Origin of the sequence: Pseudomonas sp. B6(2017) (genome assembly GCF_002112765.1) — a bacterium.
GTDB classification, from domain to species: domain Bacteria; phylum Pseudomonadota; class Gammaproteobacteria; order Pseudomonadales; family Pseudomonadaceae; genus Aquipseudomonas; species Aquipseudomonas piscis.
Window position 1 is genome coordinate 89,061 of sequence record NZ_NEIQ01000007.1, and the last position, 17,496, is coordinate 106,556.

11 protein-coding genes are annotated in these 17,496 nt (G+C 64.8%); 9 read left to right on the plus strand and 2 right to left on the minus strand.

Annotated features, from left to right (window positions below):
- Positions 1 to 298 precede the first annotated feature (298 nt).
- The 9 genes from CAG11_RS13425 to CAG11_RS13465 all read left to right on the plus strand — a co-directional run bounded on the left by CAG11_RS13425 (position 299) and on the right by CAG11_RS13465 (position 16,095).
- The gene (locus tag CAG11_RS13425) at positions 299 to 613 is read left to right on the plus strand and encodes a YqjD family protein (protein ID WP_085596724.1); all 315 of its coding nucleotides are present in this window, start codon (positions 299 to 301) and stop codon (positions 611 to 613) included.
- Position 614: 1 nt separating this feature from the next.
- A complete protein-coding gene (locus CAG11_RS13430; protein WP_022640027.1) occupies positions 615 to 1,004 on the plus strand; it encodes a phage holin family protein in 390 nt (129 codons plus the stop codon).
- Positions 1,001 to 1,342: a hypothetical protein gene (locus CAG11_RS13435; RefSeq protein ID WP_022640028.1), complete on the plus strand. Its 342-nt coding sequence runs from the start codon at positions 1,001 to 1,003 to the stop codon at positions 1,340 to 1,342. The genes CAG11_RS13430 and CAG11_RS13435 overlap by 4 nt, the downstream gene beginning before the upstream one ends.
- Positions 1,343 to 1,525: 183 nt before the next feature.
- The gene (locus tag CAG11_RS13440) at positions 1,526 to 2,857 is read left to right on the plus strand and encodes a deoxyguanosinetriphosphate triphosphohydrolase (protein WP_022640029.1); all 1,332 of its coding nucleotides are present in this window, start codon (positions 1,526 to 1,528) and stop codon (positions 2,855 to 2,857) included.
- Positions 2,858 to 3,676: 819 nt separating this feature from the next.
- Positions 3,677 to 5,320 (plus strand): ShlB/FhaC/HecB family hemolysin secretion/activation protein, encoded by a 1,644-nt coding sequence (locus CAG11_RS13445; RefSeq protein ID WP_177409127.1) that lies wholly within the window; start codon positions 3,677 to 3,679, stop codon positions 5,318 to 5,320.
- Positions 5,321 to 5,418: 98 nt separating this feature from the next.
- Positions 5,419 to 10,377, plus strand: a complete 4,959-nt coding sequence (locus CAG11_RS13450; RefSeq protein WP_085596726.1) for a hemagglutinin repeat-containing protein — start codon at positions 5,419 to 5,421, stop codon at positions 10,375 to 10,377.
- Positions 10,378 to 10,579: 202 nt separating this feature from the next.
- Complete coding sequence (locus CAG11_RS13455) at positions 10,580 to 11,206, plus strand: response regulator transcription factor (RefSeq protein ID WP_085596727.1); 627 nt, start codon at positions 10,580 to 10,582, stop codon at positions 11,204 to 11,206.
- Positions 11,207 to 11,249: 43 nt separating this feature from the next.
- A complete protein-coding gene (locus CAG11_RS13460) occupies positions 11,250 to 12,911 on the plus strand; it encodes a response regulator (RefSeq protein WP_085596728.1) in 1,662 nt (553 codons plus the stop codon).
- 235 nt (positions 12,912 to 13,146) lie between these two features.
- A complete protein-coding gene (locus CAG11_RS13465) occupies positions 13,147 to 16,095 on the plus strand; it encodes an HD domain-containing phosphohydrolase (RefSeq protein WP_085596729.1) in 2,949 nt (982 codons plus the stop codon).
- A 4-nt stretch (positions 16,096 to 16,099) separates the two neighbouring features.
- Here CAG11_RS13465 and CAG11_RS13470 read toward each other — a convergent pair whose 3' ends face one another.
- Together CAG11_RS13470 and CAG11_RS13475 are read right to left on the minus strand one after the other, a co-directional pair.
- Positions 16,100 to 16,582 (minus strand): GAF domain-containing protein, encoded by a 483-nt coding sequence (locus CAG11_RS13470; protein ID WP_085596730.1) that lies wholly within the window; start codon positions 16,580 to 16,582, stop codon positions 16,100 to 16,102.
- Positions 16,579 to 17,469 carry an ATP-binding protein gene (locus CAG11_RS13475; RefSeq protein ID WP_085596731.1) on the minus strand — a complete coding sequence of 297 codons (891 nt, stop codon included), beginning with the start codon at positions 17,467 to 17,469 and terminating at the stop codon, positions 16,579 to 16,581. The genes CAG11_RS13470 and CAG11_RS13475 overlap by 4 nt, the downstream gene beginning before the upstream one ends.
- Positions 17,470 to 17,496: the final 27 nt, after the last annotated feature.

The following is a 17,496-nucleotide window of genomic DNA, read 5'->3' on the forward strand; positions in this document are numbered from 1 at the left end:
CCCTGCGGTCGACGCGCCCTGCACCAAATTGGCTCCCAGGGGCGCCGGCAAGCGCCTCCGATGAACCGTTTTGGCGCGCCGCACGCCGCACGCGAAACCGCAGGCAAGACAATGACCGGGAGTTGTGGTTGATTCGTCCAGGGCTGACGCGGCTTGCACGCCAGCCCCGCGCATTTTCGGCGCAGGCCCCGGGGCCTGCGCACCAGGACAAAGCAAAAGCTGTACCAGGCAATTTCAGTGAACCTTCATCCGGGGCTCACACTCATAGCTCACACAAGCCACCCAAGGAGGCAGCAGCATGGCCAGCAAAACGGCAAAGACAGCTCAAGAAGTATTGATGGCGGATTTTCAGGCACTGGTCAGCGACACCGAGCGTCTGCTGGAGCACACCGCGACCCTGGCCGGCGACCAGGCCGATGAGTTGCGCGAGCAGATCCACGAGAGCCTGCTCAAGGCCCGGGAAACCCTGCAACTGACCGAGGAATCCCTGCGCCAGCGGGGCCAGGCGGCCGTCACCGCCGCGCAAGACTACGTCCAGGCCAACCCTTGGCAATCGGTGGGAATCGCCGCTGGGGTGGGCTTCCTCATTGGCCTCCTGGCGACGCGGCGCTGATATGGCACTCGACGAATCCAGCGCATCGGGCAGCGGCCCGAGCGCTTCCTCACGGCGCCTGGGGGCGGCAGTCCTGGGCTTGTTGCACAGCCACGTAGAGCTATTTGGCATAGAACTGCAGGAGCAGAAGGCCCGCACCGTGAGCCTGCTGCTGTTCGCCGGGCTGGCCCTGGTATTCGCCCTGCTGTTGCTGGTGGGGCTGTCGGCACTGGTGCTGATCCTGCTCTGGGACACCTATCGCCTGGCCGGCATCGTCGGCCTGTGCGTGTTCTACGCCCTGGCCGCGCTGTTCTGCGGCCTGCGCCTGAAATCGGCGGTGTTCGATGAGTCCTCGCCCTTCCATGCCACCCTCGAAGAGCTGGCCAATGACCGGGAGCGCCTACTGCCATGAAGTTGCCTGACATTCCGCAGAACGCCTCGCGCCGGGACATGCGCAAGGCCCTGATCCGCTTGCGCATGGAAATGCACCGCCAGGAGATCCGCCAGGAAACCCGGCAACTGCTGCAACCCCTGCAGCGCATGCGCAGCATGGGGCAGAACTGGCAGCAAGGCCTTGGGATCAAGCACGCGCCACTGTGGGGCGTGGCGGTGGTGACCCTGCTGGGCTTTCTTACCGGCAAGGGTGCTCGCAATGGCGGTACCAGCAGCCTGACCCGCCTGGTACGCCTGGGCTCCAGCCTGCTGCCGTTGATCAAGCTGGTGCTGCAGGGCTCCTCGCGCAAATCCTGAAGCGCCTGCGTAGTCCCTGCTCCTTGCCCGGCCATCCGCAGCGGCTCCCGGACTCCAGGGGCCGCTTTCGGCCGTCGCCAGATCGCCGATAATCCCCGAGGACATTTCCCGTCGCGCCCCTTGCAGCCATGGCCGGGAACCCGGAAGCTGGGCGCTTCACGTTTTCTTCGGAGAGACCCCGCCTTGGATTGGCAGACCCTGCTCAACCGCGAACGCCTCGGAAAGCCAGTACACAGCCCGGAAGAACTGGGCCGTAGCCCTTTCCACAAAGACCACGACCGCATCATCTTCTCCGGCGCCTTCCGCCGCCTGGGCCGCAAGACCCAGGTACACCCGGTATCCAGCAACGACCATATCCACACCCGCCTGACCCATTCCCTGGAAGTCAGCTGCGTGGGCCGTTCCCTGGGCATGCGGGTGGGCGAGACCCTGCGCGGCGCCCTGCCTGAATGGTGCGAACCCAGCGACCTGGGCATGGTGGTGCAATCGGCCTGCCTGGCCCACGACATCGGCAACCCACCCTTCGGCCACTCCGGCGAGGACGCCATCCGCCATTGGTTCCAGCAAGCGGCCGGACGTGGCTGGCTGGATGCGATGAGCGAGGCCGAACGCCAGGACTTCCTCAATTTCGAGGGCAATGCCCAGGGTTTCCGGGTCCTGACACAGCTGGAATACCACCAGTTCGACGGTGGCACCCGATTGACCTACGCCACCCTCGGCACCTACCTGAAGTACCCCTGGACCGCGCGCCATGCCGACTCACTGGGCTACAAGAAGCACAAGTTCGGCTGCTACCAGAGCGAGCTGCCGTTACTGGAGCAGATCGCCCACAAGCTGGGCCTGCCGCAACTGGAAGAGCAGCGCTGGGCCCGACACCCCCTGGTGTACCTGATGGAGGCCGCGGACGACATCTGCTACGCGCTGATCGACCTCGAGGACGGCCTGGAAATGGACCTGCTGGAGTATGCCGAGGTGGAGTCCCTGCTCCTGGGCCTGGTGGGCGACGACCTGCCGGAAACCTACCGCCAGCTGGGCCCGGGTGACTCGCGCCGACGGCGCCTGGCGATCTTGCGGGGCAAGGCCATCGAGCACCTGACCAACGCCGCCGCACGGGCCTTCGTCGAGCAGCAGGACGCCCTGCTGGCCGGCACCCTGCACGGCGACCTGGTGGAGCACATGCATGGCCCCGCCAAGCGCTGCGTGCTCAACGCCAAGGACATGGCCCGCAAGAAGATCTTCCAGGACAAGCGCAAGACCCTGCACGAGATCGGCGCCTACACCACCCTGGAGATCCTGCTCAACTCCTTCTGCGGCGCCGCGCTGGAACAACATGGCGGCAAGACCCCGTCGTTCAAGAACCGGCGCATTCTCGACCTGCTGGGCAACAACGCCCCGGACCCAGGCTGGCCATTGCACAAGGCTTTCCTGCGGGTCATCGACTTCATCGCCGGCATGACCGACAGCTATGCCAGCGAAATGGCCCGGGAAATGACCGGACGCTCCAGCCCGCAATGACCCCTGCGCTGCCGCGGCCTGGTCTTCGAGACAGGCCGCGATAGCCTCGCGACCACCCCGCCAGCAACTAGGGGATTCCCCTAGCCCACTATCCACCAGCACCAGTCGGATACTTGCCAAGCACGCCCATGAACAGGGCAATAGCAGCAGAATTAGATATCTAGGGAAAACCCTTAGTGAAACTAATTTAACCAACCCAGACAAAAACTAGAGCAACTACTCAGGTCAAATCCCCAACTAGCTAGAAGCACTCATTAGTCCGCTAGTGGATATCCGGCCACCCTCACAGAATTAAACATTTGTTCATCAACTCAACCAAACATCCGACCTTTGGCATTTTGCCATCTCAGCTACAAGCCTTGCCCACCAAGGACATGACGCAAATTTAGTTAGCCTTCTATGCACTTACAATTTAGATACAAATAGGTTTTTTGGTTTCGGATAGTCTCGATTTCAACAGGAAATTTCCCCGCTGAACGCCCCCGAATAAAAATAATTCTGCTCTGCGCTGTAACGTTTCCAGGTCAACTCACTCAACCCTTTTGTCATACCTGAAACTGCACTGATTCATCCGGTACTCACTCAGGAACTGTCACTCTCGAGCACTTGGACATTTGCCCCCGATATAGATATCGACGGCGCAACATGTTCATAGGGCAGAACTAAAAGCGACGTCACTAGTTGAGCCCGCTGACCGGCTTCTCTGTTGTTCGTCACTTGGTCTTTTTACAGTAAGGATGCCAAGTGCCCCATTCATCACACACTGTCCGCTCCCTCCTCCCCCGCACCGGCGTGTGGTGCCTGGGACTGCTGTTCGGCATGGCGCAGCTGGGCCCGGCCCTGGCCGATGAGCCGGGCCAGGAAGCCCTGCGCCTGCAACAACAGCAACAACGTGACCTGCAGCAACTGCAACTGGAGCAGCGCCAGCGGCAGATGCAGCGCGGCAGCTTCAGTGCCAGCCCGGTGACGCCGGAAGTACCTCAGCAGCCGGCCAGCGATAGCCGCTGCTGGCCCTTGAGCGGCACCCGTATCGGCGGCGTCAGCCTGTTCAGCAAGACCCGGCTCAACGACTACATCAAGCCGTACGTGGCGCCCTGCATGGGGGTCAACCAGATCAACCAGTTGCTGGCCGCCCTCACCCGGCTGTACGTCGACGCCGGCTACATCGCCAGCCGTCCGTACCTGACCACCGCCCCGGCCGCCGGGCACAGCCTCGACATCCTGGTGGAGGAAGGCTACGTCGAGGCCATCGAGCTGGCCGACCAGAGCCTGCCGGTGTCGTTGCGCGGAGCGTTCCCGGGAATGCTCGGCAAGCCCCTGAACCTGCGCGACCTGGAACAAGGCCTGGACCAGCTCAACCGCCTGCGTTCACTGGACTTGACCGCCGACATCGCCCCCGGCAGCCAGCCCGGCGCCTCGCGGATCATCCTGCGCTCGCGCACCAGTGCCGCACGCTGGGGCCTGGGCCTGGGCGTGGACAACCTGGGCAGTGCCAGCACCGGCCGCGACCGGCAGTCGATCAACTTCAACCTCGACAGCCCGTTGCAGCTCAACGATGCCCTGAACCTGAACTACAGCGACACGCTCAACCACGGACCGCGCTACAGCCGCAGTTCCAGCCTGTTCTACTCGGTGCCCTACGGCTACTGGACCTACAGCCTGTTCGCCAGCCATGCCGAATACCGCGCGCCGCTCAAGCTGGCCCGCACCACCTTGTACAACAGTGGCCGTACCGACATGGTCAGCGCTCGCGCCGACCGGGTACTGTGGCGCGGCCAGAGCCACCAGCTCAGCGCCAACCTGCAACTGGCCTACAAGGATGTGGACAGCTATCTGCAGAAGGCCCACCTGAAGATCCAGAGCCCGACCCTGACCGTGGCCGAGGCCGGCCTCAACCTGTTCTGGCTCAACAGCGCGGTATGGAACCTGGATGCCAGCTACGCCCAGGGCCTGACCTGGTTCGGTGCCGACGACGACTCACAGCAAGTGCAACGCAACCTGCCCAAAGCGCAGTTCCGCAAGTACCGCGCCGGCCTCAGCCAGTGGCGCAACGGCCAGCTGGGCGGCCAGCGCTGGCAGTGGCAGAGCCAGTTGGCGGCGCAGTACAGCCCGGACCCGCTGCCAGCCATCGAGCAGCTCTTGGGCACCGACGACTCGGCGGTGCGTGGTTATCGCCTCAACAGTGTTTCCGGCGCCATCGGCGCGGTATGGCGCAACACCCTGCGCCTGCCCCTGGACAACGATCTGCCGGTGAAGCTCACCCCACGCCTGGGCCTGGACAACGGCTGGATCAAGGCCGACCACGGCGCCCAGAGCCGGCACCTGGCCGGTGCCAGCGTGGGCCTGAACCTGGCCTGGAAAAAACTCCAGCTCGACCTCGACTACCAGCGCAACCTCAGCACCCCGCAGGGGCTGCGCACGGAGCCGGAGGTTTGGCTGGCCCGCATCAGCCTGCAGATCTGACCAACCGCCGATTAGCCTGAACCAATCGATGAACCTGGGCACCACGCGCCGTTGCACCGAAGAAAGCGCCGGGCTCAACCACTTAGAACGAGGTTCTCATGCCTGACAACACTAGGTTCCACCTTTCCCCCCAGGGCACCTTGCGCTGGACCATTGCCAGCCTGCTGCTGGTCTCCCACCTGCCCCTGGCCCTGGCCAGCGGCATCACCGTGGTCGAGGGCCCGGGTGGCGTGCCGATCCTGCAAGACCAGGGCGGCGTGCCCATCGTCAACATCGTCGCGCCCAACTCCGGCGGCCTGTCCCATAACCAGTTCCTGGACTACAACGTCGGCCAGCAAGGCGTAGTGCTCAACAACAACAGCGATGTGTTGCACCAGGCAGCTTCGCAACTGGCTGGCCAGGTGGCGGCCAACCCGCAGTTCCAGGGCCAGGCGGCCAGCGTGATCCTCAACGAAGTGATCAGCCGCAATGCCTCGCAACTCAACGGTATCCAGGAAATCGCCGGCACCGCCGCCGATTTCGTGCTGGCCAACCCCAACGGCATCTCGGTCAACGGTGGCAGCTTCCTCAACACCCCCAACGCCAGCCTGGTAGTGGGGCGCCCGGAACTCGAGGGCGGCAAGCTGCAAGGTTTCACTACCCAGGACGCCCGTGGCCAGCTGGATATCCACAGTGGCGGCCTGCGTAATGAAAACGGTTCGATCGATCTGATCGCTCCACGCATCGACAGCCAGGGCGAACTTGCGGCCCAGAAACAGTTGAACCTGACCGTGGGCCGCAACCAGCTCGATGCCAAGGGGCAAGTAACCCGGGTCGATCCCGCCGGCCATACCCAGGAACAACGCATCGACGCCAGCCTGTTCGGGGCCATGCGCGCCGGGCGGATCAATATCGTCAGCACTGCCGAAGGCGCCGGGGTACGCGTTGGCGCGGTACAGATCGACGGTCACGATGGCATCAAGCTGAGCTCCGCCGGCGACCTGGACATCCGCGGCCAGGCCGTGGCCAACAGCCTGGACGCCACCCGTGCCGACCTGCGCAGCCAGGGCGACATCGACTTGCATGGCCGCCGCGACCTGGACCTGGCCGCCACCGATGTCAGCGGGCGCAACGTCAAGCTCGACGCCGGGCGCAACCTGACCCTGAGCAGCATCGAAAGCCGCAAGCTCCAGGAAAAGCGCCAGCAATGGGACAACAGCACCATCGGCATCACCTGGGAAACCTACGACCGCACCGAGACCGGCAGCGACAGCCGCCAGCACGGCAACAAGGTGGTGGCGCAACAGGATGCCGAGTTGAAGTCCGGCGCCAATACCCGCATCCAGGCCAGCAGCATCGAGGCCGGCAATCGCCTGTCCGCCAACAGCGATGGCGACCTGCTGCTCACGGCTGCCACCGAGACCAATACCCAGCGCGACCAGGGCCAGCACCGCAAGCACCTGTGGAAGGAAACCTGGGATACCGCCAGCAGCGAGCAACGCAGCATCACCAGCCAGCTCAAGAGCGGTAACCAGTTACAACTCGAGAGCAAGCAGAAGCTGCGCCTGGAGGGTGCCGAGCTGCACAGCCAGGGTGACATCCGCCTGGCCGCCAAGGACGTGGATATCAATAGCGCCAGCCGCCACAGCAGCAGTAGCGAACAACGCTACTCCGGCGACCTGGTGGGCGGTGGCTTCTTCGGCAAGAACGCCGATGGCGACCAGGGCAAGACCCAGAACCAGGGCAGCAAGGTCACTGCCGACGGCAAGCTGATCGTGCAAGCCGACAACGTGCGCATCAGCGGCAGCCAGGCCCGGGGCGGTACCCAGGCCAGCGTCATCAGCGACAACGGTTCGCTGACCATCGACGGCGTGCAGGACACCTCCCACGCCAACAGCCATAGCAAGGACAGCAAGTTCTTCGGCGTGGCCAAGGACGAGAGCCGCCAGCAGGACAAGGCCAGCACCACCGTCGGCAGCCAAGTGCGCTCGGACAGCAACCTCAAGCTGCAAAGCGCCAAGGACCTGGTCGTCAGTGGTTCCCAGGTCAACGCCAAGGGCCAGCTGGACGCCAGCGCCAAGGGCTCGGTCAAGGTGACAGCGGCCGAGGACACCCAGCACACCAGCAGCAGCTCGCAACAGCGCGGCTTCGATGCCTACGCCAAGCAGACCGCACCCGGCAGCGGCCAGTACCGGGCCGGCGTGCGCTACCAGGACCAGCAACGCAACGACAGCAGCGACAGCACCCGGCAACAGGCGTCCAGCCTCGGCGGCGCCAGCCTGGCGGTCAGCGCCGGCGAGGACGTGAGCATCCAGGGCAGCAAAGTGGCGGCCACCGCCGGCGATGCCAGCCTGAGCGGCAAGAACGTCGAGCTGCTGGCAGCGCACGACAAGCAAGACAAGCACAGCGACAGCACCACCACCGGCGGCGGTTTCTACTACACCGGCGGCCTGGACCGGGCCGGCAACGGCGTGGAGGTGGCCCATAACAGCAGCCAGGACAGCAGCAGCAAGAGCACTGCGCAAACCAGCAACATCGCCGCCAGCGGCAACCTGACCATCAGCGCCGGCAACCGCCTGAGCACCGAAGGCGCCCAGGTCAAGGCCGGTGACAAGCTGCAGGTCAGTGCCGGGCAGATCGACAACCGTGCCGCGCGCAACAGCGAAAGCAGCCATCACCAGGAAAACAACTGGGCGGTGGATGTCGGCGCCAACGTCGAATACAAGGGCGTGGCCCGGCCCATCGAGAAAGCCGTCCAGGGCGTGGCCCAGCGCAAATTCCACCAACCCGGGGTACTCGACGCCCTGGAACAGCCCAACATCGGGCTGGACGTGGATATCAGCCACCAGAACCGCCAACTCGACACCAGCGCCAGCACTGCGGTGGCCAGCCAGTTGAGCGGTGGCCAGGTCCAGGTCAAGGCCGACGGCCAATTGCAGGACCAGGGCACCCAGTACCGCGCCACCGACGGCGCGCTGAAGATCGATGCCGGCAGCCTGGTGGCCAGCGCCGCCAAGGATACCCACAGCAGCAGCGAGCAGGCGGTGGACGCCAAGGTCGGCGTACGGGTCTACACCAACACCGGTGAAGACCTGAACATCCGTGGCAGTGGCGCCGGCGGCAGCAGCACCGTCACCAGCAACACCCAGAAGTCCCAGGTGGGCAGCTATGCCGGCAGCCAGGGCGTGGAGATCAAAGTCGCCGGCGACGGCCGTTTCGAAGGCAGCCAGTTCAATGGCGGCCAGGGCGACGTGAAGATCAAGGCCGGCGGCGAGCTGGCGTTGAACCAGGCCAACGACAAGCAGGACAGCAGCAACTCCAGCCTGCGTGGCGATGCCTCGCTGAGCCTGGGCACCCTGCCCGGCAGCAGCGGCACCAACCTCAACGTCGGCGCCGGGGTCCAGCTGGACCACAAGCGCCTGGACCAACAGGACAGCCAGGCGCACGTCGCCAGCATCCAGGGCCAGGGCAAGGTGCAGCTGGAAAGTGGCGGCAACCTGACCCTGCAGGGCACCAAGATCGGCAACGCCGCGCGCCCCACCGGGGATGTCAGCCTCAATGCCGGCGGCAAGCTCGACCTGCAAGCCGCCACCGACACCCACGCCAGCCAGGGCAGCAACCTGGGCGGTGGCTTCACCGCCGGTGGTGGCAAGTCCAGCAGCGAGCAGAGCAGCGGCAAGAACGCCAACCTGAGCGCCAACTTCAACATCGGCCGGGTCTCCGAGCAGGACCAGGACCAGCGTGGCGGCCAGGTCTACAGCCAGGGCCAGGTAACACTCGCCAGCGGCGCCAGCGGCGATGCTGCGATCCACCTGCAAGGCACCCGGATCGACGCCGGCAAGGTGGTGCTCGATGCCGCCCAGGGCGGTATCTACCAGGAGTCGGCACAAGCCACCCAGGTCCATAACAACTGGGGCCTGACCCTGGGCGCCGGGGCCAACCTGAGCCAGACCACCCCGACCGACGCCGAGCAGGGCCCGGCGAAGAACGCCCACGGGATCAACGCCCGGGCCAAGATCGACGTCGACCGGCGGCAGAACAGCACCCAGCACGACAGCCTGATCAAGGCCGACCAGGTTGTGCTCGCCAGTGCCGGCAACGTGCACCTGGCCGGCGCCCACATCGACGCCCAGCGGGTCGACGGGGCGATCGGCGCAGACCTGACCATCGACAGCCGCCAGGACCAGGTGCGTTCCACCCAGGTCAACATCGACGCCAAGCTGGACGCGGAGAAGAACCAACCTGGCCTGGTGAGCAAGCTGGCCAAACCCGCCGGTCCGCTTAAGGACGACCTGCAAGCCAAGGCCGAGAAGAGCTTCGGCAAGCACCGGGAAAAACTCGAGAACGCCGTCGACAAGGGCGTGGACAAGCTCGGCTCGGCCAAGGACAGCCTGGTCAGCCAGGCCGACAATGCCAAGGAACGCCTGGGCGAAAAGCTCAGCCGCAGCGCCAGCTACGAGGTCAACCCCGAGCCTCGCGGCGCCATCGGCAACAGCGTGGACAAGGCCAAGGGCTATCTCGCCGACAAGGCCGACGCGCTGGGCAATCGCTTCTCCAGCCTGAAGGACCGCTTCTGGCCCAAGACCAGCGACAGCTACTCGGTCAACGAGAAGACCAGCACTGGCGCCAGCGTGGCCAACACCACGGAAAACGTGCTGTTCGGCGACAAGAGCGGCAATACCTCCTACACCCCGACCTTGAACCTGAACCTCAGTCACCAGGCCAAGGACAGCGTGCAGCAGGCCTCGGGCATCAGTGGCCGGCAGGGCGTCAATCTGTCGGTGAGCGGTGAAACCAGGCTGACCGGGGCCCGTATCGGCGCCAGTGACGGACGTGTCGACCTGGGCGGCTCGCGAGTCACCAGCACCGCCCTGGCCGGCTCGGACTACCGCGTCGACGCCGGGGTCAACCTGTCCAAGTCGCCAGTCAACCTGGCCCTGGGCAGTGGCAACGAACTGACCCGCAAGCAGGACGACGCCACCCAGAAGGACCAGGTGTTCAACCTGGGCCCGCTGCGTGTCGGCGGCCACAGTGACAGCCAACTGCTGCAGGCCGGTATCGACCAGAAAGCACCTTGAAGCAACGGCCGCCCCTCCCGGGGGCGGCCTTTGCCACTCCCTTCCCCGCACGGGACTTCCTCTGATTACCACCCTCTTGTAATACCTCCCCTTATTCGCTGTAGGACCGTTCTCGAATTCGCTTCACGGTCTTTTTCGCCACGCCACCCCCAAGGCAGCTGGGCTACTGTTCGGGTTTTCCATTCATCTACAGGAGGCCTGCATGCGCTCGGTACTCATCATCGACGATCATCCCGTCATACGCCTGGCCATCCGCTTTCTCCTGGAGCACGAGGGGTATGTGGTCATCGGTGAGACCGACAACGGCGTCGATGCCTTGCAGATGGTCCGCGAATCCGAGCCGGACCTGATCATCCTCGACATCTGCATTCCCAAGCTGGATGGCCTGGAGCTCCTGGAACGCTTCAGCAGCATGCCCAAGCCCTTGCGTGTCCTGGTCCTGACCGCCCAGTCGGCGACGCTCTTCGCCAATCGCTGCATGCGCGCCGGGGCCAGCGGTTTCGTCTGCAAGCAGCAGGACCTGAGCGAGCTGCTCAGCGCTATCAGGGCCATTTGCAATGGCTACAACTACTTCCCCAGCCAGGCCCTGCTGATCAACCAGGTGGCGCTGGGCCAGACCCTGGAACTGGCCCAGTTCAACTCGTTGAACGACCGGGAACTGATGGTCATGCAGCTGTTCGCCATGGGCCAGACCAACCAGCAGATCGCCGTGGGCATGTTCCTCAGCAACAAGACCGTCAGCACCTACAAGAAGCGCATCATGCAAAAACTGGCGACCACCTCCATGAACACCCTAGTGGACCTGGCCAAGCGCCATGCACTGATATGAACAGCCTGCCCCTGCCGCCCTGGCCACCCCGCAGGCCATGGCAATGATCGAGCCCATACTGCAACAACCCGCCCCCTGGGCCTTGCTCCTGGCGGCTGGACTGGGCCTGGCCTGGCTATACCGGCGGCTGCGTCGCAGCCAACGCTCGCTGCAAGTGGCCCAGCAGGCCAGCACGGAGTTGAAGGCCGGCAAGCGGCAGGCCGAAACCGCCAGCCGCGAAAAAAGCCGGTTCCTGGGCAATATCGGCCACGAGATCCGCACGCCGCTCAATGCCCTGGTCGGCCTGCTGGAACTGGTGCTGCGCCGTACCCAGCCACTGGACCCGAACCGCTGCTCCCTGGAGCTGGCGCTGGACTCTGCCAGGGACCTGCGGGAGTTGCTGGCGGACCTGCTGGACGTGACTCGGATCGAGTCCGGGCAAATGTCCCTCAACCCGGACTGGGTCCTGCTACGGGACTGCGTCGATCCGGTGATGGGGATATTCCAGGTCCTGGCGCGGCGCAAGCACCTGGGCTTGCATCTGGAGTTCAACGCCCCGGAACCCGAACCCCAGGTACTGATCGACGCCCTGCGTTTCAAGCAGGTGCTCAGCAACTTGCTGAGCAATGCGATCAAGTTCACCCACCTGGGCGAAGTCCGGGTCAGGTTGCACCTGCAGCCCGATTCCCTGCCGGGCCAGTTCCGGCTGCGCCTGCAAGTGCTGGATACCGGCCTGGGCATCGCCGAGGAACAACGCCAGCGCGTGCTGCTGCAACCCTTCGCCCAATCCGCCACGGCCGGCCAGTCGGCCCGCGACAGCACCGGGCTGGGCTTGCCCATCAGTCACCACCTGTGCCAGCAGATGGGCGGCAGCCTGACCCTGCACGGGCGCAACGGCCCTGGCACCGAGGCGCGGGTCGGCTTGACCCTGGCCGGCCGCGAGACGCCCGCCCCGGTGATCGAGGAACCGGTACGCCAGCTCGCCAGCCCGCCGCTGGATATCCTGCTGGCGGACGATCATCCGGCCAGCCTGGCGCTGCTGCAGGGGCAACTGGAGTACCTGGGGCACCGGGTCACCTGCGCCGAGGATGGCACACAGGCATACCAGCTTTGGCTGGCCGGGGACTTCGACCTGCTGATCGTCGACTGCAACATGCCCGGGATGAACGGCTACCAGCTGACCGCAGCCATACGCCGCGACGAGGCCCGGACGCAGCGTCCGGCCATCACTGTGATCGGCTACAGCGCCAGCCATGAGCGGGAAACGGTCCGGCAATGCCTGGAAGCCGGCATGCACGACTGCCTGTTCAAACCCCTGGGCATCAACCTGCTGGGCCGCAAGCTGGCGATGCTCGCCCCGCTGCCCAGGGCGGACTGCTTCAACATGGCCGCCCTCCTGGCCCTCACCCGCGGCGATACGCCGTTCGCCTTGCGCATGCTCAGGGAGCTGCTGCAATGCTGCCACGACGATCGGCGGATGCTGGGACTGATCGCCGTCGGCAACCAGAAAGAACTGCGGGCCCTGGCCCACAAGGTCAAGGGCTCTGCGCTGATGGCCGGGGCCAATGTCCTGTACCGCTGCTGCGAAGCACTGGAGCAGGCCTGCCAGGATGACAGCGGGATCGACACCCTAGATACCAAGGTGCGCGACCTCGACCTGGCCCTGGTGCGGTTCAGCCAGGCCCTGCACCAACACATCGAATCCTTGCGCCAACCTGCCACCTGATCCCTGCGCCCCGCACTGCACCATCACCGGCAGCTGATACCGGTCCCTGGCGATACCCTATTGCCAGATTGATATCACAAAGCCAGTATTCTCTTCGCCGTACCTACCGCCCACACCGTCCATGCCTGGGAGCGGGTCGAGGTCGGCGAACTCCAGGCCAGTCGAGGCAGGAATGCCCGCCTTAACTATGCTTGGATCCTGAGCCAAGCCCGATGTGCCTTTGGAGAGAACTGGAATGCCGAGCACCCCCTTGCCCGCACAACGCCGCTTCCCTCTGCATATTCATATCAGTGTGATGTTCACCCTGTTGCTGCTCATGACCGGGGTGATACTGGGCATCTACAACTACCACGCCACCACCCGGATCATCCTGGGCAGCAGCGAAAAACTGTTCCAGCGCATCGAGCAGGATGTCCGCAGCGACCTGAGATCCACCTACGAACCCATCCGCCATGTGCTCAGCCTGCTGGCGACCAGGTCGGCGACCCAGGCCCCCAGCCTGGAGCAGCGGCTGGAACTGCTCCGGCCATTCAGCCAGTCCCTCTTGGACAACTCCGACCTGGCCTCGCTGTACCTGGGTTATGCCAACGGCGATTTCTTCATGGTGCGCCCGCTGCGCGACGCCCAGATCCGGGACAAGCGCCAGGCCCCGGCCAACAGCGCCTATGAGGTATGGAGCATCGAGCGCGATGCCAGTGCCGGCCAGGTCAAGTCGCAGTCATTGTTCTATGACGCGAACCTGGTGTTGCTCGAGCGCCTGGAGCATTCGGACGAGCGCTACGATCCACGGACCCGGGACTGGTTCGTCAATGCCCGGGGCAATACCGACCAGATCACCACCCGCCCCTATGTGTTCTATTCCACCCTCAACGTCGGCACCACCCTGGCTCGCAGCAGCGGCAAGCTGGCAGTGATCGCCGCCGACCTGACCCTGGAACAACTGTCTTCGACCCTGGCCAAGCATCGGGTCACGCCCACCACCGAAGTCGCCCTGCTGGACGATCTGGGCAATGTCGTGGCCTATCCCGAAAGTCACAAGCTGCTGCTGGAGCAACGCTCCGCACGCCTGATCAAGGGCAGCGACCTGAGTCCGGCGCTCGATGCCCTGTTGCAGGGGCGGACCGAGGACGGTCACCTGCAGGCCCAGGGCCGCAACTGGATAGTCGCCAGCAGCCACATCGCCGAGGGCGGCCCCGGCGGCCTGCAACTGGACTTGCTGGTGCCCGAGGATGAGCTGCTGGCCGATGCCTACCGCCTGCGCTGGCAAGGCGCGTTGATCACCCTCACCACCTTGCTCTTGTGCCTGCCCCTGGGCTGGCTGATCTCGCGCATCCTGGTCCGTCCGTTGCGTAACCTGGTGCAAGAGGCCGATGCCATCCGCAGCTTCGACTTCCATTACCCGGCCTCACGCCGTTCACCGGTGCTGGAAGTGGATCAGCTGAGCGTGTCCATGACGCGGATGAAGAGCACCCTGGCCAGCTTCTTCGAGATCAATGCCAGCCTGTCCGCGCAAACCCGCTTCGACCCGTTGCTGCAGCGGGTGCTGTTCGAAACGGTGAAGATCGCCCAGGCCCAGGCCGGGCTGATCTACCTCTGCGAGAGCAAGGGATCGCGCCTGGAGCCCCACGGCCTGATCATCGACGGGCAACCCCAGGACCTGTCGTCGTTCGATATCGCCACCCAGGACCTGGCCGCCCCGCACAACCCGGACTGGCTGCGCCAGCTGGCGGACCACGACAACGTGGTCACCACCCTGGGCTTCGAGCAGGCCGGCCAGTTGCAAAGGATACTGCTCGCCCTGGACAGCCCCAGCACCCACCTGGTGGGAATTCGCCTGCGCAACCGGCACCACGAGACCGTGGGCATGCTCCTGCTGTTCCTGGTGGACAGCGGTACCGAGGCGGACCTGGACAAGCTCAGCCCCGATCGCATCGCTTTCATCCAGGCGGTATCGGCCACCGCCGCGCTGTGCATCGAAAGCCAGCGCCTGCAGAACAAGCAGAAGCAGCTACTGGACTCGTTCATCCAGTTGCTGGCCGGCGCCATCGACGCCAAGAGCCCCTATACCGGCGGGCATTGCCAGCGCGTGCCGGCATTGACCCTGATGCTGGCCGAGGCCGCGGCGGCCAGCCAGGAGCCGGAATTCGCCACCTACAGGCCCAGCGAGGACGAATGGGAAGCGCTGCATGTGGCCTCCTGGCTGCACGACTGCGGCAAGGTCACCACCCCTGAATACGTGGTGGACAAGGCCACCAAGCTGGAAACCCTGAACGACCGGATCCATGAAATCCGCACGCGCTTCGAAGTGCTCAAGCGCGATGTCTGGATCGACTATTGGAAGGCCCTGGTCCAAGGGGCCGAGGAAGCGCCCCAAGCCAGCGAGCGCGACGCCCGGCTACAGGAGCTGGACGAGGAATTCGCCTTCGTCGCCCGCTGCAACCTGGGGGCGGAGTTCATGGCCGAGGCCGACCAGCAGCGCTTGCAGCGCATCGCCCAACGCACCTGGAGCCGCACCCTGGACAATCGCCTGGGCGTATCCTGGACCGAGGGCCAGCGCCTGGAGCGTTCGCCGGCGCCCAGCCTGCCGGTCACGGAAACCTTGCTGGCCGACAGGCCCGACCACCTGCTGGAGCGCGACAGCTCGGAAGTGTTCGCCGCCGACAACCCCTGGGGCTTCAAGCTCCAGGTGCCGGAGCACAAGTACAACCGTGGCGAGCTGTACAACCTGAGCATTCCCCGGGGCACCCTGACCGCCGAGGAGCGCTACGTGATCAACCACCACATAGTGCAGACCATCATCATGCTCGAACACCTGCCCTTCCCCAGCCACTTGCAGGGCGTGGCGGAGATCGCCGGTGGTCACCACGAGAAAATGGACGGCAGCGGTTATCCACGCCAGCTCAAGCGCGAGCAGATGAGCTTGCCGGCGCGGATGATGGCCATCGCCGATATCTTCGAGGCGCTGACCGCGGCAGACCGTCCGTACAAGAAAGGCAAGACCTTGAGCGAGGCGCTGAACATCATGGCGATGATGTGCCGCGACGCCCATATCGATCCGCAACTGTTCGGGCTGTTCATCCGCCAGAAGATCTATCAGCAGTACGCCGAGCGCTTCCTGACGCCGCAGCAGATCGACGAAGTGGACCAGGCGGCCTTGCTGGGCAAGGCCGGATTGGACAGCTGAGGGCTCAGCAGTCGCTGGCGTTCAGGAAGATCTGCGCCAGGCGCTCGATCCCCGCCTGGTCCTCGACGCCGAAGCGCGCGAGGCTCGGGCTGTCCAGGTCCAGTACGCCGATCAAGCGGCCAGCCTTGAGCAGCGGCACCACCAACTCGCTGTTGGAGGCGCTGTCGCAGGCGATATGCCCGGCAAAGGCGTGCACGTCCTCTACCCGCTGGGTCTGCAAGGTCGCTGCTGCAGTACCGCAGACACCCCGGCCGAAAGGAATGCGCACGCAGGCGATCTGCCCCTGGAACGGGCCAAGCACCAGTTCCTCACCACGGGCGAGGTAGAACCCGGCCCAGTTCAGGTCGTCGAGCTGGCTGAACAGGAAGGCCGAGAACTGCGCCGCGTTGGCGATGAAGTCACGCTCATCGGCCAGCAGCGATTCGAGCTGGGCACACAGCAACCCATAACCGTCCAGGCCCTGTCCGGCGTTTTTCAGATCGATCATGCCTTTTGCTCCAGCAGTTGTAGGCCCACCCAATAGCGGGCGAACTGATAGGCGCAGCGACCGTTGCGGTTGCCGCGTCCAGTAGCCCAGCGCACCGCCAGGATGTCCAGCTCTTCATCGCGCTGCCACTTCAGGCCGGCCTTGCGGGCCAGTTCGCCGATCCAGTGCTCCACCACGTTGAGGAAGTGTTCCTGGGTGAAGGGATAGAACGACAGCCACAGGCCGAAGCGGTCCGACAGGGCGATCTTGTCTTCCACCGCTTCGCTGGGGTGCAGCTCGCCATCGACGCGCTTCCAGTTCTCGTTGTCGCTTTCCTTCTCCGGCACCAGGTGGCGGCGGTTGGAGGTGGCGTACAACAGAACGTTCTCCGGGGCCTGCTCCAGGGAGCCATCGAGCACGCTCTTGAGTACCCGGTAGTCGCCCTCGCCGGATTCGAAGGACAGGTCATCGCAGAACAGCACAAAACGCTGGGGCAGCTTGACCAGTTGCTCCACCACCCGTGGCAGGTCGGCCAGGTGGTCGCGCTCGATCTCGATCAGGCGCAGGCCGCCCTTGGCGTGCTCGGCCAGCAGGGCGCGGACCAGGGAAGATTTGCCGGTGCCGCGCGACCCCCAGAGCAAGGCGTGGTTGGCCGGCAAGCCGTCGAGGAACTGCTGGGTGTTGCGGGCCAGCTGCTCGCGCTGCTTGTCGACCCCGATCAGGTCGCTCAGGCGCATGTCCAGGCTAACGTCCAGGGGCAGCAGGAAACCGCTGCGGCCTTCACGTTGCCAGCGCGCAGCCAGGCACTGGCTCCAGTCGATGGCTTGGCGCGGGGTGGGCAACAGCGGTTCGATCCGAGCCAGGACCGCATCGGCGCGTTCAAGAAATGCATTCAATCGACCATCCACGACTTTTCCTCAGGCACGTTCAAGGTA